The organism is Ferrovibrio sp., assembly GCF_025869515.1.
Taxonomy (GTDB): Bacteria; Pseudomonadota; Alphaproteobacteria; order Ferrovibrionales; family Ferrovibrionaceae; genus Ferrovibrio.
Map to the genome: position 1 here is coordinate 1 of NZ_JAOZVR010000006.1, position 21,154 is coordinate 21,154.

Consider the following 21,154-nt stretch of genomic DNA (forward strand, 5'->3'; position numbering starts at 1 on the left):
CCTGTCGGAAGAAATCGTGATCTGGTCGTCGCGGCAGTTCAAATGGGTCGAGCTGGACGATGCCTTCGCCACCGGCTCGTCGATCATGCCGCAGAAAAAGAATCCCGATATCGCCGAACTGACGCGCGGCCGGTCCGCCCGGCTGATCGGCGATCTCAATGCCATGCTGGTGGCGCTGAAGGGCCTGCCGCTCGCCTATAACCGCGATATGATCGAAGACAAGGCCGCCGCTTTCGATGCCATCGACGGTCTGGCGCTGGCGCTGCCGGCCATGGCCGGCATGGTGCGCACCATGACGGTGAATACCGAGACGCTGCTCAGGCAGTCGACCGAAGGTTTCACGCTGGCCACCGAAGTGGCCGACTGGCTGTCGCGCCGCGGCGTGCCCTTTGCCAATGCGCATGAGGTCACCGGCGCGCTGGTGCGGCTTTGCGAGGAGCGCGGCATCGGGCTGGAGGATGTCGGCGCGGCCGATCTCGCCCTGGTCGATCCGCGGCTCGATATCTCGATCAAGGCGGCGCTGACGCCGCAGGCCGCCGTGGCGGCGCGGCAGGGCTATGGCGGCACCGCGCCGGTGCGGGTCAGGGAACAACTGGATCGCCTGCAGGCCGTGTGCACCAGCCAGAAAGCCTGGTGTGCGTCTTACGCGGGGCCGAAATTCTGAAGCATTCGTAATTCTCTTGCATGCGTAAGCCGCGCAACGCGGCCAGTCGGGGGACGCAACATGCAGCCTACAGTCAGTCAGTCAGCAGCGCCGGATTACGATATCGGCAAACTCAGCATCGTGAAGCCGCGGCATTACGGCCGCTGGCTGGCGGCGGCGGCGATCCTCGCCATCCTGCTGTTCATCGTGAAGGCCTTCGCCGACGGCCAGATCGCCTGGCGCGTGGTCGGGCAGTTCTTCACCGCGCCGGCGATCCTCAGCGGCCTGGTCAATACGATTGCGATGACGGTCTGCGCCATGGCACTCGGCATCACGCTCGGCGTGATCTTCGCCGTCATGGCGATGTCGCCCAACCCGGTGCTCAGGGGCACCGCCGTGCTTTACATCTGGTTCTTCCGCGGCACGCCGCTGATCCTGCAGCTGTTGCTATGGTTCAACCTGGCGCTGGTGTTTCCGCGTATCGGCATCCCCGATGTATTCAGCATCCGCACCGTCGAACTGATCACGCCCTTTGTCGCCACGCTGCTCGGGCTTGGCATCAACCAGGGCGCCTATACGGCGGAAGTGGTGCGCTCGGGCATCCTCTCGGTCGACAGCGGTCAGACCGAGGCGGCGTCCGCCATCGGCATGACCCGTCTGACGGCGCTGCGTCGCATCGTGATGCCGCAGGCGATGCGCGTCATCATCCCGCCGGTCGGCAACGAGGTGATCAGCATGGTCAAGCTCACCTCGATCGCCAGCGTGATTCAGTATTCCGAAATCCTGCGCAACGCGCAGACCATCTACTATGCCAACAACTACGTGATCGAATTGCTGTTCGTTGCCGCCATCTGGTATCTGGCGGTGGTCACCGTACTCAGCATCGGCCAGCATTTCCTCGAGCGTCATTTCGGCAGGGGCCAGCGCAAGACGGCATCGGCGCAGAAAACGGGGGCGCTGACATGACCGGCGCCGCTCCCATGCTGGTTGCGCGCAACCTGACCAAACAGTTCGGCAGCTTCACGGCTTTGCAGGATGTCTCGCTCGATATCAGCCCGGGCGAGGTGCTCTGCATCATCGGGCCGAGCGGCTCGGGCAAGAGCACTTTCCTGCGCTGCCTGAATCAGCTCGAACGCCTGGATGGCGGCGCGGTCTGGATCGACGGCGAGCTGATCGGTTATCGCCGCGTCGGCGACAAGCTGCATCCGTTGTCGGATGCCGAAGTGGCGCGGCAGCGGCTGGCCACCGGCATGGTGTTCCAGCGCTTCAACCTGTTCCAGCATATGACCGCGCTGCAGAATATCGTCGAGGGCCCGATCACCGTGCAGAAGCGCCCGCGCGCCGAGGTCATGGCCGAGGCATTGGCGCTGCTCGACCGCGTCGGCCTGGCCGACAAGCGCGATGCCTATCCGGCACAGCTGTCGGGCGGCCAGCAGCAGCGCGTGGCGATTGCCCGCGCCCTGGCGATGAAGCCAAAGCTCATGCTGTTCGACGAACCGACCTCGGCGCTCGATCCCGAACTGGTCGGCGAGGTGCTGGCTGTCATGCGCGGCCTGGCCGGCAGCGGCATGACCATGATCGTGGTGACGCATGAACTCGGCTTCGCCCGCGAAGTGGGGCATCGCGTCGTCTTCATGGATCGCGGCGCCGTGGTCGAAGCCGGCTCGCCGCAGCAGATTCTCAGTAACCCGCAACAGGCGCGGACGCGTGATTTCATTACCGCCGTATTGAACTGAACAGCCCCAAAGGAGACCTCCCATGTCGACCAAGCATTTCGTTCTCGGCCTGTGCGCCGCCTTGCTCGCCCTGCCCGCTGCCCAGAATGCTTTCGGCGCCGATCTGCCCGACCGCATCAAGACGGCCGGCAAGGTGGTGATTGCCACCATGCCGAACTATCCGCCGATCACCTTCAAGGATCCGGCCACCAACACGCTGAAGGGCTTCGATATCGAGCTCGGCGCGGCCCTGGCCAAGGAGATGGGTGTGGCTGTCGAATGGCAGGAAATCGCCTTCGCCCAGATGCTGCCCTCGCTGCAGACCGGCCGCGTCGACATGGTGATGGCCGGCATGAGCGACCTGCCGACCCGCCGCGACCTGCAGGACTTTGTCGACTACCTGAAGACCGGCGCGCAGTTCTATACCTCCGCGGCGATGTCGAAGGAGATCAAGTCGACCGCCGATCTCTGCGGCAAGAAGGTGGGCGCCAGCCGCTCAACCAACTGGCCGAAGCAGATTGAGGCCTGGAGCGAGGCCAACTGTGTCGCCAAGGGCAAGCCGGCGATTGCAGTGGTCGGCACTGAAGGCTCGATCGACGCACGCACCCAGCTCAAGACCCAGCGCATCGACGCCGCAGTGCAGGGCAACGAGACGCTGCCCTATCTGCTGACGCAGGAACCCAACACCTATGTGATCCTGGGCGATGTCTTCACCACCACGCTGGCCGGCATCCCGGTGCTGAAGACCGAGCCGAAGCTGCGCGATGCCGTGCATGCCGCCCTGCTCAGCCTGCAGCAGAAGGGACTCTACGATCAGCTGCTGGCCAAATACGACCTCAAGGCCAACACGCTGAAGCCCGGCAGCGTCAACAAGGGCGAGTGAGCGGCCTTCAGGCCGCTGAGACGCCGAGCCGGGCCAGCCGCTTTGCCATATCGGCATTGACGGCGCCCGGCGGAACGCGGCCGGCGGCCAGCGCGGCCACCTGTTGCACGGTATCGAAAGCCTGATGCGACACGGCTTCCGGCGTCAGCCCGCCGATATGCGGCGTGGCGATCACGTCGCTGCGCTGTGCGAGAAGGGGTGACGGCATCTGGTCCGGCGCGCGGCCGACATCGAGCGCCGCGCCGGCGAGATGCCCGCTGTCGAGGGCATCGGCCAGCGCCGCCTCGTCCACCAGCTCGCCGCGCGACAGGTTGATGAAATAACTGCCCGGCTGCATGACGGCAAACGCGCGGGCATCCATCAGTTTCTCGGTCTGCGCATTGGCCGGTGCCAGGCAGATCACGAATTTCGCCGCATGCAGCAGATGCGTCAGCGCTACCTGCTCGACATAAGGCTCGGCGATCTTTGCTTGCGGATCGCTGGCCAGCACAGTCATGCCGAGCGCATGGGCCAATTCGCCGACGCGGCGCCCGATGGCGCCATAGCCGATAATGCCGACGCTGGAGCGTGACAGCTGGATGCCCATTCGGATGGCGGGGGCCTGTTGCGCCTGATAGGCACGCACCGCCGCGCTGACTCCGCGCGACAGGTCGACCATGAAGCCGATCGCCAGTTCCGCCACTGCATCGATGAAGCCGGCCGTGGCCCGGGTTACCAGCACGCCGGCATGGTCGGCGGCGGCGCGGTCGATATTGCGGATGTCGATGGCGCAGCGCAGGAAGGCGACAAGATCGGGCAGGGCTTCAAAGACAGCCGCCTCGCCGGGCGTCTGGCGGTCGGAGACGATCACCTGGCAGTCGCGTGCCGCTTCGATCAGCTGTGCGGTGTTCAGCGGGGTGTCGCCCTGATGCAGTTTTACTTCGCCATGCTGGCGCAAAGCAGCCAGCGCATCCTCGCCGTAGTAGTTGCGCAGGGCGTCAGGCGTGTGGGTCAGCAGGATGCGCATGGAGACTCGGTTAACGGGGCGGCGGAGCGACGGAGCCGCGCTCAAGCAGGGTGGATGTGAAACGGAATTCATCCGGTGGCGTGTCGGGCTGTTTCAGGCGCAGCATGATGCGGTCGACCATGGTGCGCGCCAGATCGGGTAATGGCAGGCGGATCGTGGTCAGTGGCGGCGCCACATATGCGCCGAGCGGGATGCCGTCCATGCCGACCACCGACATGTCGCGCGGCAGTTCCAGCCCCTGCTCGCGCAGCCCGGCCATCAGGCCGATGGCCATCATGTCGTTGATCGCCACCGCGGCGGTCGGTCGGTCGGCATGCTGCACCAGGGGCGTGGCCAGGCTCTGGCCCAGTTCGGCCATCTCCTCGTCGGCATAATGCGAGGCCGTGCTGCCGGCGATCACCACGCCCATGATGCCGGCCTGCTGTACGGCGGCCATGAAGCCTTCGCGCTTCTCGGCGCGGCTGAAGGTCCAGCCCGATGGCGTCAGGAAGGCGATGGTGCGGTGGCCATGCGCGACCAGGTGCTGCACGGCCAGGCCGGCACCTGCGACGTTGTCGGCGGAAACATAATCCAGGATCGGCTGGCGGTCGCGGCGGGCATGGCTGTCGTAGCTCACTGCCACCAGGCCACGCGCGACCGGTTCCTCGAAATGCGTCTCGTCGGCCAGCGAGGAGATCACGATCACGCCGCGCACGCCCTGCGACCACATGTCGTCGAGGAAGGCGCGTTCCTGCTGCGGTTCGCGGTAGGTATTGGCGACGATGACGCGATAGCCATGCCGCTCGCGCGCCACGATCTCGATTTCGCGCGCCAGCAGGCCGTAGCTCGGATTGCCCATCGACGGCACCAGCAGGCCCAGCATCTCGATCTGCCCGGTCTTGAGCTGGCGTGCCGTGCGGTTAGGCTGGAATCCGAGTTCGGCGACGGCCTGCTGCACACGGCTGAGCGTTTCCTTGCTCATCCTGTCAACGCGCCCGTTCAGCACGTTCGATACCGTCGATGCGGAAACCCGGGCCAGTCTGGCTACGTCGGTGATGGTGGACATACTTGAGTTTACCAAGGCGTCAGTTCATGCCGAATTTTGCAGGAAGCCACAGGGAGAAGGTCGGAAACAGCACAAGTATAACGAGGCCGAGCGCCAGGATGGCAAGGTATTTCATCATCGGTCGGGCCACGTCCTGCACGCGCGTGCCGGTCATGGTGCAGGTAGCGAACAGGCCGAGTCCCACGGGAGGAGCAAAGAGCCCGAAGCCCATGGCAATCACCATAACGGTACCGAAATGCAGCGGGTTGACGCCGAGCTGGGCGGCGATGGGCGTCAGCAGCGGACCGAAGATGATCAGGGCCGGCGCGCCTTCCAGAACGGCACCGAAAAAGATCATCACCACGGTGGCGAGCAGCACGAACATCACGCTGCCATAGGCATGACCGAAGTCGATCATGGTGGCCGAGATCAGCGACGGAATCTGCTCGATAGTCAGCGCATAGGCGAAGCCCGAAGCGGCTGCGACGATGAACAGGATGCTGCCGGCCATGGCAGCCGATTGCACGAACAGCCGCATGGTGATCCGCATGGTCAGTTCACGGAAGGCCAGGCCGCCCACCACCAGGGCGTAGACCACCGCGAAGGCGGAGATCTCGGTGGAGGTTGCCAGGCCGGCCATGACGCCGCGGCCGATCATCAGGATCATGATTAGCGCCACCAGGGAACCGACGATCAGCTGCGCCAGCGAGCGGTCGCTGGCCTTCAGGTGTTCGGGATCGACCTTGCCGCCATACCAGATGGCAACGGTGGCCAGCAGCAGGGCGAGGAAAGCAGCCGGCACCAGGCCGGCCACGAACAGACCACCGACCGAGACATTGGCGACGAAGGCGAAGATAATCATGTTGACGCAAGGCGGGATGGTTTCCGCCATCACGGCGGTGCAGGCCAGCAGCCCTGCAGTCTCGTTCGGGTCTTGCCGGCTGCGGCGCACGGCCGGCATGATGATGCCGCCGACGGCGGCGATATCGGCCAGCTTCGAACCGGAGATGCCGGAGAACACGGCGGTGGCCACGATGGTGATCAGGTTGATGCCGCCGCGCAGGCGGCCCATCATGCGCAGCAGAAGTTCGATCAGCCGCGACGACATGCCGTTGGCTTCCATGGCCAGGCCGGCCAGCACGAAGAAGGGAATCGCCAGCAGCACGAAATGGTCGGCGCCGGCCGCCACCTGTTGCGAATAGATCACCATCGGCAGCGACGGGTCGGCGACGAAATAGACCAGCGAGGCAAAGGCGAGGGCAAAGGCGATCGGCACGCCGATGACGATGCTGCCAATGAAGCCGACCAGCAGCAGCATCAGCGGCGAAGGCGCCGAGGCCCAGGCATAGCTGTGCCAGGCTGCCAGGATGGCGCAGACGATGATGACGCTGGCCAGCGTGCCGAAGGCCAGCCGGCGCGGCGCCTCGAAGGCATTGGCGAGCGAGAAGAGCGCCATGCACAGGCTGCCGATCACTACCGGCCAGGCGTAGATACCATGCGGCAGGCCGAGCGGTGTGGTCTGGCCGGCACTTTCTTCCAGCAGCATGTAGGATGTGACCAGCAGCGCCAGCGATACGGCAGCGACAACCCACTGGCTGAGCTGCACCAGAATCTGCTGCCAGCGTTCGGGGAAGGCGGCGCGGAACACGTCGATGCCGGCATGATGGTTGCGGCCCAGCGCTGACGCGGCGCCGAAGAAGACCAGCATTACCATCAGGGCGCGCGCGATCTCTTCGGCCCAGTCGACTGGGTCATGCAGGAAATAGCGGTAGATCACCGAAGCGAAGACGACGGCCACATCGACGGCGAGGGCCAGGCCGGCGGCATATTCGATCACCGACAGGGCCCGGCGCAGACCGGTGCCCAGTCGCCCGTAACGGGCGTAGAGCAGGGGGGTATCGATGGCCGCAATGGCCGCGTTGCTGTTCATGGTCCGCTGTCTCCTCAGGACACCCGGCCGGACTCAAAATCGCCCGGCCGGGGCCTGCCCCTTATGGTCTGTCGATACCGATGGTCAGGCGCGCGCCTTGGCAATCGCCTCGAAGACCGGCTTCGTGCTGGGATATTGCGCCATGAACTGGGCGTAGAGCGTGTCCGAGACCGGCTTGGAGATCGCGGCGCGGTCGGCAGCGGGGAAAGGCGTGAAGGTGACGCCGAGCCGCTCTAGTTCCTTCATCGCCTCGGTTGCCTTGGCATCGGCGATGCCGCGTTCGGCCAGGGTTGCCTCGCGGGCGGCGGCCAGGAAGGCGTCCTTGGTATCCTTGGTCAGCTTGGCCATGCCGCGCTTGCCGATGGCGCAGATCATGGGGCTGAACAGATGGTCGGTGCGCAGGCAGAACTTGGCCACTTCATAGAAACGGCTCGACAGCACGGTGGCGGGGTCATGCTCGAAGCCATCCACCACGCCGGTCTGCAATGCGGTGTACAACTCATTCACCGGGATCGGCACCGGCACGGCGCCCATCAGCTTGAAGGTCTCGATGAAGGCCGGTGCCGGCAGCACGCGCAGCTTCACGCTCTTGAGTTCGGCCAGATTGCTGGCCTTGGTCCGGGTGTAGACGCTGCGTGCGCCGAAATGGAAGCCCCAGCCCAGTACGCTAATGCTCTTGCGCTCTTCCAGCATCGACTCGAAGGTCTTGCCGACGCCGGCATCCAGCGCCTTGGCGCCATGGGCGTAGTTGTCGAACAGGAAACCCAGGTCCAGCGCGCCCAGTTCCGGCACAGCCGTGGCCCAGATCGAGGAGCCGGTGATCATCATGTCAACCGAGCCGATGATGACCTGCTGCACCACATCGGCTTCCTTGCCGAGCTGGCTGTTGGGGAAGAAGTCGAGGCGGATCTTGTCGCCCACCTTGGCCTTTAGGTTCTTCTGGAACAGATCGAACCAGACGTGATGCGCGGCATTCGGGTCGACCGGCATGCTGGACGAGACGCGGAAAGTGATCGGCGCGCCCTGGCCCAGAACGGCCGGAGCAGGGAACAGCCCGGCAGCGGCAATGCCGGCGCCCAGGCCAGCACCGGTGCCAAGAAAGCGGCGGCGTGAAATCGACATGGTGGTTTCCTTCCCGATAGGTGGTTTTTGAGAGCGTTTTAACTTTTAGTGTATCGATTTACTAAATCGATTTACCAATCGGATGGGCCGGCTGTCAATCACAATCCACCTGAGCCTGACCGAACCAAACCGCCCTGTGCGCTTGCGCACAGGGCTCTCGTCTTTGATCGCACTTCACAAATACGTGTCTCGGCGCTGTGGCTGCCCCGGGTTGATAATCGCGTCACCCCAAGGCCCCGACATACTCATGAAGCAGACGCCGGCATTCGCCGGCGGACCAGGAGGACGGCAATGCCCAAGCTCAACGTCAACGGCAAAGTGCGCGAATTCCAGGCCGAGGAGGATACGCCGCTGCTGTGGGTGCTGCGCGAGCAGCTGAAACTCACCGGTACCAAATACGGCTGCGGGGTTGCCCAGTGCGGCGCCTGCACCGTGCATGTCGATGGCGAGGCAGTGCGCTCCTGCGCGATGCCGGCCTCGGCCATCACCGAACAGCAGAAGATCGTCACCATTGAAGGCCTGTCGCCGAATGGCAGCCATCCGGTGCAGAAAGCCTGGTTGGCGCAGGACGTGCCGCAATGCGGCTACTGCCAGGTCGGCATGATCATGGCGGTGGCGGCACTGCTGAAAAAGACGCCCAAGCCGACCGATGCCGATATCGACAGCGAGATCACCAATATCTGCCGCTGCGGCACCTATAACCGCGTGCGCAGCGCGATCCACCAGGCGGCCGGCAATCCTGCCGGCGCCGGCCGTACGCGCATCTGAGCGGGGAGGACAGCATCATGACTGCCATGACCGATCTTTCCCGCCGCAAGCCGTCCCGCCGCGGCTTCATCGCCGGTTCCGCTGCCGCTGCCGGCGGCCTCACCATCGGCTTCCATATTCCCTTCGATGCGCTCGCCCAGCAGAAGGCTGCCGCACCGGCGCCCGAGATCAATGCCTGGGTGGTGGTGAAGCCCGACGATACCGTGGTGATCCGCATTGCCCGTTCCGAAATGGGGCAGGGCACGCTCACCGGCCTGGCCCAGCTGGTGGCTGAGGAACTGGACTGCAACTGGTCGAAGGTGACCACCGAATATCCCACGCCGGGCCAGAACCTGGCGCGCAGCCGCGCCTGGGGCAATTTCTCCACCGGCGGCAGCCGCGGCATCCGTGAGTCGCACGACTACGTGCGCAAGGGTGGCGCGGCGGCGCGCATCATGCTGGTGCAGGCGGCGGCCGAACAATGGAAGGTGCCGGCATCGGAATGTGTGGCTGCCAACAGCATTATCACGCACAAGCCGACCAGTCGCACCACCAGCTACGGCAAGGTGGCGAATGCGGCCGCCAAGCTGACGCCGCCGACCGATGTGCCGCTGAAAGACCCGAAGGACTGGAAGGTCGCCGGCAAACCGGTGAAGCGGCTGGATACGGCAGAAAAGCTTACGGGCAAGCAGATTTACGGCGTCGACCTGCAGCTGCCCGGCCTGCTGAACGCGGCAATCAAGGATTGCCCGGTCTTCGGCGGCAAGGTGAAAAACTTCGATGCCGCCGGCGCGATGAAAAAACCCGGCGTGAAGAAAGTGGTGCAGGTGGGCGACAGTGCGGTTGCCGTGGTGGCCGATACCTGGTGGCGGGCGAAATCCGCGCTCGATGCCATGGCTATCGAATGGGACAATGGCCCGCATGCCAATGTCTCCAGTGCCAGCATCGCGGCGATGCTGAAGGAAGGTCTCGATGCGAAGGAGGCCGCAGTCGGCAACAAGGTCGGCGATATTGAGGCGGCGCTGGCCGGTGCAGCAAAGAAAGTGACCGCCACCTACAGCTACCCGTTCCAGAATCACGCCACCATGGAGCCGATGAATGCCACGGCGAAATATACGCCGCAGCGTTGCGAGGTGTGGACGCCGACACAGAACGGCGAGGCGGCGCTGGCCGCGACCGCGGAAGCCTCCGGCCTGCCGCCGGCGCAATGCGAGGTCTACAAGCTGCATCTCGGCGGCGGTTTCGGCCGGCGCGGCGCGGTACATGACTGGGTGCGTCAGGCCGTGGCGATTGCCAAAGAGATGCCCGGCACGCCGGTCAAGCTGATCTGGTCGCGCGAGGAAGACATGCTGCATGGCCGCTACCATCCGGTCACGCAGTGCAAGATGACGGCCTCGCTGAATGATAAGAATGAGGTGACCGGGCTGCATATGCGGATTTCCGGCCAGTCGATCCTGGCCGGCATCTTCCCGCAGAATATCCGCAACGGTGTCGACCCTGTCGTCTTCCAGGGACTCAATCCTCCCGGGCCGGAGGCGTCGATCGGCTATACCTTCCCGAATCTGCTGGTCGATCATGCCATGCGCAACCCGCATGTGCCGCCGGGCTTCTGGCGTGGGGTGAACCTGAACCAGAACACCATCTACCTGGAAAGCTTCATCGACGAAATCGCCCATGAAACCAAGACCGATCCGCTGGACCTCCGCCGCAGGCTGATGGCCAATCATCCCAAGCATCTGGCCGTGCTGAATGCCGTGGCCGATAAGGTCGAATGGTCGAAGCCGGCCCCGGCCGGCATCTTCCGTGGCCTGGCGCAATGCATGGGCTTCGGCTCTTACGTCGCGGCCTGCGCCGAAGTCTCGGTCGGCAAGGATGGCAAGATCAAGGTGCATCGTATCGTCGCGGCCACCGATCCCGGCCATGCGGTCAATCCACAGCAGATCGAGGCGCAGGTCGAGGGCTCTTTCGTTTATGGCCTGACCGCGGCCTTCTATGGCGAATGCACAGTGGCCAAGGGTCGCATCGAGCAGGAGAATTTCGACACCTACCAGATGATGCGGATCGACGAGATGCCGAAGGTGGAAACCGTGATCGTGGCGTCGGGCGGCTTCTGGGGCGGCGTGGGCGAACCCACCATCGCGGTTGCGGCGCCGGCGGTGCTGAATGCGATCTTCGCCGCCACTGGCAAACGCATCCGCGACCTGCCGCTGAAGAACCACGACCTGAAGTCGGCGTAAGCGACGGAGTCCATCAAGACCATGAGTCGTCACCCCGGGCGAGCCAGAGCGAGACCCGGGGTCCCATTTCTTGTTGCGCCCAGCGACAATGGGATCCCGGCTCGCGCACCGCAACTGCGGCGCTTGGCCGGGATGACGGCCCTGGTAATGGCGGCGTTGTTGTCTTCTGCAACGGCACAGCCGCTGGTGAAATACGTGGTGACCGGCGATGCGATTCCTGACTCACTCACCGGCAGTCCCGGCGATGCCGCGCGCGGCCGTGCCATCGTCACCAACCGGCAGAAAGGGCTTTGCCTGCTCTGCCATACCGGGCCGTTCGCCGAGGAACGTTTCCAGGGCGATCTGGCGCCGTCGCTGGCCGGTGCCGGCAGCCGCTGGACCGAAGGGCAGCTGCGGCTGCGCATTGTCGATTCGCGTCGTGTCACGCCCAGTACCATCATGCCTTCCTATTATCGCATCGACGGCCTCACCCGGGTCGGCGCCGCCTGGCGCGACAGGCCGGTGCTGTCGGCCGCCGAGATCGAGGATGTGGTGGCGTTCCTGAAAACCCTGCGGGAGTAGACGATGAACCGCTTACAGGTCACGCGACGGACGGCCCTGATCGGCAGCATGAGCGCCGCCAGCCTGCTGGTGCTGCGGCCCGCCGCCTTTGCCACACCCACCGAACTCGCTGGCGCCATCGCCGAATTCACCGGCAACCAGCCGGTGCAGCGAGGCCGCATCACGCTCGATCTGTCGCCGCTGGTCGAGAACGGCAATTCGGTTTCGGTCAGCGTGAAGGACGACAGCCCGATGACACAGCAAGACCACGTGACGGCCATCGCGCTGTTCACCGAACAGAATCCGCAGCCCAACGTGATCATTGCGCGGCTCGGGCCACGGGCCGGCCGCGCTTTCCTGAATACCCGCATGCGGCTCGCCACCTCGCAGAAGGTAGTGGCCGTGGCCGGATTCAGCGATGGCACATTCTGGTCCGATCAGGTCGAGGTGATCGTGACCCTGGCCGCCTGTGTAGAGTGATCGGGGTGGAGTGAGAAAAGATGGTGCGCGCGCTGATCAACTGCCCGAAGACCGCGAAGAAGGGCGAGGTGATCGAGATCAAGACGCTGATCTCGCATGTGATGGAAACCGGCTATCGTCCCGGCGCCGACGGTAAAGTCGTGCCGCGCGACATCCTGCGCCGTTTCACCTGCCGCTATGCCGGGCAGGAGGTGTTCAGCGCCGATCTGTTTCCGGCGGTGGCGGCCAATCCCTTCATCAGCTTCACCACGGTGGCGACCGCCAGCGGCACGCTCAGCTTCACCTGGGACGGCGATAACGGTTTTACGCAGACCGAAACCGTGGCCATTACTGTCACATGATCCGTCTTGTTCTGCCGGCTGCGCTGCTGGCAACCGGCTTCGCCCTTGCTGCCGATATTCCGGCGAATGAACGCCGCTCCGGCTTCGATTTCATGAGCAGCAGCACGCAGCAGATGCAGCGCGACGATACCCTCAATCCCGCCATGCTGTGGGTTGCCGAGGGTGAGGCGCAGTGGAGCGAGGCGCCGGCGGCAGCCGCCAAATCCTGTGCCAGCTGCCATGGCGATGCCGTCGGCAGCATGCGCGGCGTGGCGGCGCGCTATCCCGCCTTCGACGAGCGCCGGCAGAAGCCTGTCGACCTGCAGCAGCGCATCAATCTCTGCCGCGAAACCCACCAGCAGCAGCCCGCGCTTGCGGCCGAGAGCCGGCCGCTGCTCGGCCTGGCGGCTTATATCGGCCTGCAGTCGCGTGGCCTGCCGGTTTCGCCGCCGCAGGATGCACGGCTGCAGCCGGCGCGCAGTCGCGGTGCCGCCCTGTTCAACACTGCCATGGGCCAGCTGAATTTTTCCTGCGCGCAATGCCATAACGACAACTGGGGGCACAGGCTGGCCGGCAGCCCGATTCCGCAGGCGCATCCCACCGGCTATCCGATCTATCGCCTGGAATGGCAGGGTATGGGCTCGCTGCAGCGGCGCCTGCGCAACTGCATGACCGGCGTGCGCGCCGAGCCGCTGCCTTACGGCGCCGATGAACTGGTGGAACTGGAACTGTACCTCAACAGCCGCGCCGCCGGCATGACGGTGGAAACGCCGGCGGTACGGCCATGATCTAGGCAGTCATGACGGGCCGGTCATCCGGCCTCCGGCTTTTTGTCGGCCGGGCAATGCGGTAATCTCCGGCCCATGGAACATGCACCGCCCCAGCAGAGCGCCGCGCAGCCCTATTACCAGGCTGTGGATCAGACATACGTCACCGAACAGCTGATGCCGCGATATAACCGGAGCATCGTGGCCCGGATGCTGGGGCAGATCGGCGCATTGAAAGCCGCGCCGGATGCCGTTGCGCTCGATTTCGGCGCGGGGATCGGAACCCTGGCGCGGCTCTGGGCCGCTGAGTTTTCCGGTCGTCTCAAGACGCTGGAGCTTGATCCGCATCAGCAGGGCATCCTGCGCGAACACGGTTTCGATACGGTTGGCAGTCTGGACGAGATCCCGCCGGGAACGCTCGATATCGTTTATTCCAGCAATGTGCTGGAGCATATCGAGGACGATATCGCGGCATTGCGGGCCATCTATTCCCGCCTCAAACCGGGCGGCCGCCTGCTGCTCTATGTGCCGGCATTGCAGAGTCTGTGGAGCGATCTGGATACCGCGGTCGGTCATGTCCGCCGCTATTCGCGGCCCGGCCTGCGCCATGCTATCGAGGCGGCGGGCTTCCGCATTGACGATCTGGGCTACAGCGACAGTCTGGGGGTTGCGGCGTGGTTCGCCATCAAGCTGCTCGGATTCAGGCCCGGTTCCGGCATTGCCAGCGACCGCAGCTATTGCATCTACGACAATCTGGTCTTCCCCATCAGCACGATCCTCGATCGCCTGGGCGGCCGTTACCTGATCGGCAAGAACCTGTTTGTCGCGGCCACCAGGCCCTGAACCGGTCTGGCCGGCGAGGGGGAGAGGCAGAATCCCTGGCGAACCGGCCCCGCTCGGCAAACAGCACTTGACTCCGGCCCTGTCCGTCGCTCTGATTGTCAACAATCGACAATCAACAGGGAATCCGGTGCTCACCTCCGAAATCGCCATGGCTCCAGGGATCGTTCGCCTGCCCAAAAGCACCTTCCGCGAGCACATCGCCGAACGGCTGCGGGCGGTGATCCTGTCGGGCGAGGTGCCACCCGGCGCGCCCATCGTGGAAACCGCGCTGGCCCGGCAGTTCGAGGTCAGCCGCGGCCCGCTGCGCGAGGCGCTGCGCCAGCTGATCGAGGAGGGGCTGCTGGTGACGGTGCCCTATACCGGCACCCATGTGATCAGCCTGTCGGTCGAGGATGTGCGTGAAATCCACTCCATGCGCGTTACGCTGGAATGTTTCGCCTTCGAGCAGGCATGGGACAAACGCGACGCCACCTTCCGGGCCGAGCTGCAGCGCCGTCATGCAGCCCTGGTCGCCACCATCGACGCGGGTGACGACCGCGCCAGCATCCTGGCCGAACTCGAATTGCATGGCCTGGTCTATGAAGTTTGCGGTCACCGGCTGTTGCAGCGCACCTGGAACAGCCTGCGCGGCCGGCTGCAGCTCTACTGGGCGGCGCATCATCGCGCCCATTCCATCCGCGGCCCGAAGCGCGACGGCCATGAAAGCTATGTCGAGACCGCGCTGGGCGACGACCTGAATGCCATGCGCGCCGAAATCGCGGCGCATATGCAGCGCGGCGGCCAGCAGACCGAGACATTCCTGAAAGGGATGGCGCAGCCATCCACCGATCCATCCAAAAGGGGGTAAGTATCATGATGATCGACCGACGCACTCTGTTGGCCGGCCTTGCCGGCATTGGCGCTGCACTGACCGTTGCGGGCAGCGCTCGCGCCCAGGCTGGCGGCACGCTGGCCGAGATCAAGAAGCGCGGCAGTCTGCGGGTCGGCGTGACCCAGGCGCCGCCGTGGTATTCCAAGGACCCCAAGACCGGCGAATGGAATTCCGGCCTCGGCGTGTCGATGGGCAAGGCGATGGCCGCCGTGCTCGGCGTGAAATTCGAGCCGGTCGAAGTCACCTGGGGCACTGCGATTGCCGCCCTGCAGGGCAACAAGATCGACCTGATGTACATGCTGGATGCGACACCCGAACGCGCCGCCGCCGTCGATTTCCCGCAGAATCCGCTGCTGTTCTATTCGATGGCCGTGCTGGCGCGCGACGATCTGGCCGTGAAGACCTGGCAGGACCTGAACAAGCCCGAGGTCCGCATCGCCGTGCCGCAGGCGAGCAGCATGGACAAGTTCCTCACCGAGACGGTCGGCAAGGCCGCGATCCAGCGCTTCCCCGGCAACCCGGAAGCCATCGCCGCCTTCCAGGCCGGCCGCGTCGATGCGGTCTGCCTGTTCCATCCGCCGCTGCTGGCGGCGCGCCAGCGGCTCGGCACCGGCAAGATCGTGGTGCCGCTGCCGGCGCAGTCGCAGCCGTCCAGCGTTGCGCTCCGCAAGGAAGACGACAAGGCCTTCCTCACCTGGGTCGACACCACCATCAACGGCTATTACACCAGCGGCCAGACCCAGCGCTGGTATGAGGAATTCCTGCGCGGCTTCGGCCTCGATCCGAAATCCGCCCCGCCGGTGATGAAGGAAATGCTGAAGTAATCCGGCAGCATCATGTACCGCTGGGACTTCCTGCCGGTTCTGGCGAATGCCGATCTGCTGTTGCAGGGGCTGGTCAATACGCTGGCCGTCACTGGCACGGCATTGGCCTTCGGCATTCCGCTCGGCCTGGCTCTGGCGCTGGCCCGTTTATCGGGCCGGCGCTGGCTGGCCTGGCCGGCGGGGTTCGTCATCGAATTCTTCCGCACCACGCCGCCGCTGGTGCAGCTGTTCTGGTTCTTCTTCGCCCTGCCGGTGCTGATCCGCGTCGAGATGACGCCGTTCATGGCGGCGGCGCTGACCTTCTCGATCCAGTCCGCCGCGTTTTTCGCCGAGGTATTTCGCGGCGGCATCGTCTCGATCGAACGCGGCCAGTGGGAAGCCGCGCGTGCGCTCGGCATGACGCCGCCGCAGTCGATGCGGCGTATCATCCTGCCGCAGGCGGTCAAGCGCATGATTCCCGCTTTCATGGAACGTGCCATCGAACTGATGAAGACCACCACGCTGGTCGCCACCGTCTCCTATGCCGACCTGCTGTTCCAGGCCAACGAGATCGCGCAGAAGACCTTCCGCCCGCTTGAGGTCTTCACCGTGGCGGCCGGCATCTATTTCACCGTCATCCTGCTGTTCAGCCTGATGGCGCGCCAGCTCGAACGCCGGCTGGCGGTCAGCGGCGAGTCGACGGTGCACTGATGGGGGTGCATTGATGAATTATCAGTGGAATTTCGCCGCCGTTTTCGAGCATACCGATGCGCTGCTCCATGGCGCCGTCGGCACGCTGCGCCTCTTCGCGATCTGCCTGGTGCTGGGCCTCAGCCTCGGCCTCGTCATTGGCCTGGCGCGGTATGCGCGACACCGGCTGCTCAACTGGCCGGCCACGGCCTTTGTCGAATTCTTCCGCAACACGCCGGTGCTGGTGCAGATCCTGTGGTTCTATTTCGCCCTGCCGATGCTGGTGCCCTTCGAGATCAGCCCGCTGATGGCGGCGGCGCTCGGCATTTCGCTCAACTCGGCCGCCTTCTCGGCCGAGATCTATCGCGGCGGCATCCAGTCGATCGAGCCGGGCCAGTGGGAGGCCTCGCGCGCGCTTGGCATGACCGGCCTGCAGGCGATGCGACGCATCATCCTGCCGCAGGCGATCCGCCGCATGCTGCCGGCGCTGACCAACCGCGCCATCGAGATCTTCAAGATGTCGACGCTCGCCTCGGCGGTGGCCTATGTCGAACTGCTGCAGCAGGGCAAGCTGATCGCCTCGCTGAATTTCAATCCGATCGAGACCTACAGCGTCATCGCCCTGGTCTTTTTCGTGTTTCTCTTCCCGCTGGTGCGGGCCACCTATGCGCTGGAGCGCAGGCTGGCGAAAGGCGACTGAGGCGCATCATGGCGGAACCCTTGCTGAGAACCATCGGTCTGCGCAAAAGTTTCGGCGAGCGCGAGGTGCTGCGCGGCATCGACTTGTCGGTGGCACCGGGCGAACGCATCGCCATCCTCGGCGCATCCGGCTCCGGCAAAAGCACCTTCCTGCGCTGCCTGAATTTCATGGAAATCCCGACCGCCGGCAGCGTCGAACTCGGCGGCCGCATGCTGGGCGCCGAGCGCAAGCGGCGCGACGGCGGCATCGACCGGGTCTATGCCGAGCCGGAGCTCACCCGGGTGCGCCAGCGCGTCGGCATGGTGTTCCAGCAGTTCAACCTGTTCCCGCATATGACCGCTCTGGAAAACGTCATGGAAGGCCTGCGCACCGTGAAGGGCGTGAAGGCGCCGGCGGCGCGCGAACGCGCCATGGCCGAGCTTGCCCGCGTCGGCCTGGCCGATCATGCCGAACAGTATCCGGCGCGGCTGTCCGGCGGTCAGAAGCAGCGCGTGGCGATTGCACGCGCGCTGGCCATGGACCCGGAACTGCTGCTGTTCGACGAACCGACCTCTGCGCTCGACCCCGAACTGGTGGGCGAGGTGCTCGGCGTGATCCGCTCGCTGGCCGAGGAAGGCCGCACCATGCTGCTGGTCACCCATGAACTCGGCTTTGCCTACCATGTCGCCACGCGGGTGATCTTCATCGCCGATGGCGAAATCCATGAAAGCGGTACGCCGGACGAGGTGCTGAAGCACCCGCAGCGCGAGCGTACCCAGGCCTTCCTGGCCCGGCATCGCGAATTCAGTCTCTAACCGTTTCGGATTCAGACCATGACAACAGCATCCAGTCAAAGCGCCCAGGGTTACGTCGACGATCCCCGCAACAATGACGTGCTGGTTTACGTCAACGGCGAATTCGTGCGCCGCGACCAGGCCCGCGTCTCGATCTTCGACAGCGGCTTCGTGCTGGGTGACGGCGTCTGGGAAGGACTGCGTCTGGTCAATGGCAAACTGATCAGCCTGGAGGCGCATCTCGACCGCCTGTTCGAAGGCGCGGGCTCGATCGCGCTGGAGATCGGGCTGGGCCGCGACGGCATCCGCGCCGCGCTGATGGAAACGCTGGCGCGCAACAATATGCAGGACGGCGCGCATATCCGCCTGATGGTGACGCGCGGCACCAAGAAGACGCCGAACCAGGATCCGCGTTTCGTGATCGGCGGCGCCACCGTGGTGATCGTGGCTGAATACAAGACGCCCAAGCCGGAAGCCTGGCAGCGCGGCCTGTCGCTGTTCACCTCCACCTTCCGCACCAGCAGCCCGGATGTCTTCTACCTGCGGCTCAATTCGCACAGCCGGCTCAACCTGATCCAGGCTTTGATCCAGGCGATCAATGCCGGTGCCGACGAGGCGCTGATGCTCGATCCGCGCGGTTTCGTCGCCAGCTGCAACTCGACCAATTTCTTCATCATTCGCGGCGGCGAATTGTGGACCTCGACGCCGGGCTGGAGCTTCCGCGGCATCACGCAGAACAGCGTGCTGCAGGCCTGGGCGGCCTCCGGCGGCGTGGCGCGCGAATGCGACTTCACCCTGGCGCAGGTCTATGCGGCCGACGAGGCTTTCGTCACCGGCACGCTCGGCGGTGTCACGCCGGTGACGCGCATCGACGGCCGCGTGATCGGCGACGGCAAGCCGGGTTCGCTGGCGCGCAGGGCGTATGAGCTGTATCTCGCCGCGGTCGCGGCGCAGGCGTGATCGGCTGTCGCCGGAAATCCAGAATGGGAGGAAAATGGTGGGCGGTACTGGGATTGAACCAGTGGCCCCAGCAATGTGAATGCTGTGCTCTACCGCTGAGCTAACCGCCCACGCCCGGGACCGGAACCGGTCCCATAACTCAAATCGTGTCGGAGCGTATAAAGAGGCCGCCTGATCGTGTCAAGCGGCCTGTCTTTCCAAGGCTTTAGTACAGCCCGCCAATCTTCAATAGAGCCCACCGGTCCCTGAAATGGGCGCCGAACCGGCCGAGGCGCCGACGCCCGAGATGCTGTCGCGCTCGTCGGCCATCGAGCCGTCCAGCACCCGGCTGCGTTCGCCGCCCTGCGGCTCGGTGCCGGGGCGGAAGGCTTCCAGGATCACGTTGCGGTCGCCCGGCCGCGCCAGTTCACCGGTCTCGGCCTGCACGCGCACCAGCCGCACGCCGGGCGGCACGCGGAACTGCACATTCGGCTTGCCCTGCAGCGCCTCGGCCATGAAGGCCTTGAACACCGGCACCGAGACCGACGAGCCGGTCTCGCGCTTGCCCATGTCCTTCGGCGTGTCGTAGCCGATGAAGACGCCGACCGCGAGATCGGGGCTGAAACCGACGAACCAGGTGTCCATGCTGTCGTTGGTGGTGCCGGTCTTGCCGGCCAGCGGCTTGCCCAGCTCGCGGATGCGGATGCCGGTGCCGCGCTGCACCACGCCTTCCAGGATCGAGGTGACCTGGTAGGCGGTGACGGCATCGATCACCTGCGGGCGCGGATCGGGCAGGGCCGGTTCGCTCTGGCCGTTCCAGGCCACCGCCAGGCAGTCGGCGCAGGCGCGCGTGTCATGGCGATAGATCGTGGTGCCGTTGCGGTTCTGGATGCGGTCGATCAGCGTCGGCGTGATCTTGCGGCCGCCGTTGACGAATTCCGAATAGGCGGTGGTCATCTTCATCAGCGTGGTTTCGCCGGCGCCGAGCGACATGGAGAGCACCGGCTGCAGGTTGTCGATCACGCCGAAGCGCCGGGCGTAATCCACCACCTTGTCCATGCCGATGGCCTGCGCCAGCCGCACTGTCATCAGGTTGCGCGACTTCTCGACGCCGACGCGCAAGGTGGACGGGCCGTAGAACTGGTCGGAATAGTTGCCCGGCTTCCACAGCGGCAGGCCGGGGCCCTGGTCCATCACGAAAGGCGCATCCAGCACCAGCGATGACGGCGTGAAGCCGTTGTCCAGCGCCGCGGCATAGACGAAGGGCTTGAAGGCCGAGCCGGGCTGGCGCTGCGCCTGGGTGGCGCGGTTGAACTGGCTCAGCTTGAAATCGTAGCCGCCGACCAGCGCCAGCACGCGGCCGGTATGCGGGTCCATCGCCACCAGGCCGCCGCCGATTTCCGGAATCTGCCGCAGCGCATAGCCGTCCTGCGGTTTGGCCGGATTGATCGGGCTCACCGCGATCACGTCGCCCGCCGCGATCACCTCGGCCGGCGCGCGCGGCACCGGGCCGAAATGGTCGGGGCCGAGCTTCTTGCGCGCCCAGCGCAGGCCGGCATGCGGCAGGATCGCCCTGCTGCCATCGGCGAAACCGATGCCGGCGCTGTCGTTCTCCACGTTCAGCACGACGGCCACCGTCCACGGCGGCAGGAGGCCGGCGAACGGCGGCAGGGCGGCCAGCTGCGCTTTCCAGTCATTGCCGGGCTGCAGCTTCGCCAGCGGGCCGCGCCAGCCGCCGACGCGGCGGTCGTAGTTTTCCAGCCCGTCGCGCAGCACGCGCTCGCCCAGCGACTGCAGCTTGGGGTCCATGGTGGTGCGCACGCTCAGGCCACCTTCATACAGGCCCTTGTCGCCGAATTTCTGCGCCAGTTCGCGGCGCACTTCCTCGGCGAACCAGTCAGCGCGCGCCAGTTCCGATTCCGGCCGCGCCAGCGCGATCAGCGGCGCGGCGATGGCGGCGCGGGCCTGCTCCACGGTGATGACGCCATCTTCCAGCAGCCGCTCGATCACCCAGTCGCGGCGGGCTTTGGCGCGATCCAGATGGCGCACCGGATGATAGTTGCTCGGCGCCTTGGGCAGGGCGGCCAGATAGGCGGCTTCGGGCAGCGTCAGGTCATAGAG

Annotated in this window: 22 protein-coding genes and 1 tRNA gene; 17 read left to right on the forward strand and 6 right to left on the reverse strand. The window is 65.2% G+C overall.

Annotated elements, in window-relative coordinates; genetic code table 11:
• From OJJ21_RS00580 to OJJ21_RS00595, 4 genes are all read left to right on the forward strand, one after another.
• On the forward strand, positions 1 to 664 hold a 664-nt coding region (locus tag OJJ21_RS00580), incomplete at its 5' end, for a lyase family protein (protein ID WP_297682296.1).
• Positions 665 to 724: 60 nt separating this feature from the next.
• Complete coding sequence (locus tag OJJ21_RS00585; RefSeq protein WP_297682298.1) at positions 725 to 1,609, forward strand: amino acid ABC transporter permease; 885 nt, start codon at positions 725 to 727, stop codon at positions 1,607 to 1,609.
• Positions 1,606 to 2,379: an amino acid ABC transporter ATP-binding protein gene (locus OJJ21_RS00590; RefSeq protein ID WP_297682300.1), complete on the forward strand. Its 774-nt coding sequence runs from the start codon at positions 1,606 to 1,608 to the stop codon at positions 2,377 to 2,379. Before OJJ21_RS00585 ends, OJJ21_RS00590 begins: the two co-directional genes overlap by 4 nt.
• 22 nt (positions 2,380 to 2,401) lie before the next feature.
• The gene (locus tag OJJ21_RS00595; protein WP_297682302.1) at positions 2,402 to 3,241 is read left to right on the forward strand and encodes an ABC transporter substrate-binding protein; all 840 of its coding nucleotides are present in this window, start codon (positions 2,402 to 2,404) and stop codon (positions 3,239 to 3,241) included.
• Positions 3,242 to 3,248: 7 nt separating this feature from the next.
• On the opposite strand, the gene OJJ21_RS00600 is transcribed toward OJJ21_RS00595, so the two are convergent.
• From OJJ21_RS00600 to OJJ21_RS00615, 4 genes are all read right to left on the reverse strand, one after another.
• Positions 3,249 to 4,247 (reverse strand): NAD(P)-dependent oxidoreductase, encoded by a 999-nt coding sequence (locus OJJ21_RS00600; RefSeq protein WP_297682303.1) that lies wholly within the window; start codon positions 4,245 to 4,247, stop codon positions 3,249 to 3,251.
• Positions 4,248 to 4,257: 10 nt separating this feature from the next.
• On the reverse strand, positions 4,258 to 5,292 hold the full coding sequence (locus OJJ21_RS00605; protein WP_297682304.1) for a LacI family DNA-binding transcriptional regulator: 1,035 nt from the start codon (positions 5,290 to 5,292) through the stop codon (positions 4,258 to 4,260).
• A 19-nt stretch (positions 5,293 to 5,311) separates the two neighbouring features.
• Entirely contained in the window at positions 5,312 to 7,201 is a 1,890-nt protein-coding gene (locus OJJ21_RS00610) for a TRAP transporter large permease subunit (RefSeq protein WP_297682305.1), read from the reverse strand.
• A gap of 84 nt (positions 7,202 to 7,285) precedes the next feature.
• Positions 7,286 to 8,323: a TRAP transporter substrate-binding protein gene (locus tag OJJ21_RS00615; protein ID WP_297682306.1), complete on the reverse strand. Its 1,038-nt coding sequence runs from the start codon at positions 8,321 to 8,323 to the stop codon at positions 7,286 to 7,288.
• A gap of 291 nt (positions 8,324 to 8,614) precedes the next feature.
• Here OJJ21_RS00615 and OJJ21_RS00620 point away from each other — a divergent pair, with 291 nt between their 5' ends.
• From OJJ21_RS00620 to OJJ21_RS00680, 13 genes are all read left to right on the forward strand, one after another.
• Entirely contained in the window at positions 8,615 to 9,091 is a 477-nt protein-coding gene (locus OJJ21_RS00620; RefSeq protein ID WP_297682307.1) for a (2Fe-2S)-binding protein, read from the forward strand.
• Between the two features lie 17 nt (positions 9,092 to 9,108).
• Positions 9,109 to 11,307, forward strand: coding sequence for a molybdopterin cofactor-binding domain-containing protein (locus tag OJJ21_RS00625; RefSeq protein WP_297682308.1), 2,199 nt, complete (start codon positions 9,109 to 9,111; stop codon positions 11,305 to 11,307).
• A gap of 132 nt (positions 11,308 to 11,439) precedes the next feature.
• Complete coding sequence (soxX, locus tag OJJ21_RS00630) at positions 11,440 to 11,868, forward strand: sulfur oxidation c-type cytochrome SoxX (RefSeq protein WP_297682309.1); 429 nt, start codon at positions 11,440 to 11,442, stop codon at positions 11,866 to 11,868.
• Positions 11,869 to 11,871: 3 nt separating this feature from the next.
• Entirely contained in the window at positions 11,872 to 12,327 is a 456-nt protein-coding gene (locus OJJ21_RS00635; protein ID WP_297682310.1) for a SoxY-related AACIE arm protein, read from the forward strand.
• Positions 12,328 to 12,347: 20 nt separating this feature from the next.
• A complete protein-coding gene (soxZ, locus tag OJJ21_RS00640) occupies positions 12,348 to 12,668 on the forward strand; it encodes a thiosulfate oxidation carrier complex protein SoxZ (RefSeq protein WP_297682311.1) in 321 nt (106 codons plus the stop codon).
• Positions 12,665 to 13,435: a sulfur oxidation c-type cytochrome SoxA gene (gene soxA, locus OJJ21_RS00645; protein ID WP_297682312.1), complete on the forward strand. Its 771-nt coding sequence runs from the start codon at positions 12,665 to 12,667 to the stop codon at positions 13,433 to 13,435. The genes soxZ and soxA overlap by 4 nt, the downstream gene beginning before the upstream one ends.
• 75 nt (positions 13,436 to 13,510) lie before the next feature.
• Positions 13,511 to 14,257: a class I SAM-dependent methyltransferase gene (locus tag OJJ21_RS00650; RefSeq protein WP_297682313.1), complete on the forward strand. Its 747-nt coding sequence runs from the start codon at positions 13,511 to 13,513 to the stop codon at positions 14,255 to 14,257.
• 127 nt (positions 14,258 to 14,384) lie between these two features.
• Positions 14,385 to 15,104 carry a GntR family transcriptional regulator gene (locus tag OJJ21_RS00655; protein ID WP_297682314.1) on the forward strand — a complete coding sequence of 240 codons (720 nt, stop codon included), beginning with the start codon at positions 14,385 to 14,387 and terminating at the stop codon, positions 15,102 to 15,104.
• A gap of 5 nt (positions 15,105 to 15,109) precedes the next feature.
• Positions 15,110 to 15,952, forward strand: a complete 843-nt coding sequence (locus tag OJJ21_RS00660) for a transporter substrate-binding domain-containing protein (RefSeq protein ID WP_297682315.1) — start codon at positions 15,110 to 15,112, stop codon at positions 15,950 to 15,952.
• A 12-nt stretch (positions 15,953 to 15,964) separates the two neighbouring features.
• Positions 15,965 to 16,642 carry an amino acid ABC transporter permease gene (locus OJJ21_RS00665; protein ID WP_297682317.1) on the forward strand — a complete coding sequence of 226 codons (678 nt, stop codon included), beginning with the start codon at positions 15,965 to 15,967 and terminating at the stop codon, positions 16,640 to 16,642.
• A gap of 13 nt (positions 16,643 to 16,655) precedes the next feature.
• A complete protein-coding gene (locus tag OJJ21_RS00670) occupies positions 16,656 to 17,321 on the forward strand; it encodes an amino acid ABC transporter permease (RefSeq protein WP_297682320.1) in 666 nt (221 codons plus the stop codon).
• A gap of 8 nt (positions 17,322 to 17,329) precedes the next feature.
• Positions 17,330 to 18,115, forward strand: a complete 786-nt coding sequence (locus tag OJJ21_RS00675) for an amino acid ABC transporter ATP-binding protein (protein WP_297682322.1) — start codon at positions 17,330 to 17,332, stop codon at positions 18,113 to 18,115.
• A gap of 18 nt (positions 18,116 to 18,133) precedes the next feature.
• The gene (locus tag OJJ21_RS00680; RefSeq protein ID WP_297682324.1) at positions 18,134 to 19,054 is read left to right on the forward strand and encodes an aminotransferase class IV; all 921 of its coding nucleotides are present in this window, start codon (positions 18,134 to 18,136) and stop codon (positions 19,052 to 19,054) included.
• Between the two features lie 35 nt (positions 19,055 to 19,089).
• On the opposite strand, the gene OJJ21_RS00685 is transcribed toward OJJ21_RS00680, so the two are convergent.
• Both OJJ21_RS00685 and OJJ21_RS00690 read right to left on the reverse strand, forming a co-directional pair.
• Positions 19,090 to 19,164 (reverse strand) — tRNA-Val (locus OJJ21_RS00685).
• Between the two features lie 115 nt (positions 19,165 to 19,279).
• On the reverse strand, positions 19,280 to 21,154 hold a 1,875-nt coding region (locus OJJ21_RS00690), incomplete at its 5' end, for a penicillin-binding transpeptidase domain-containing protein (protein WP_297682326.1).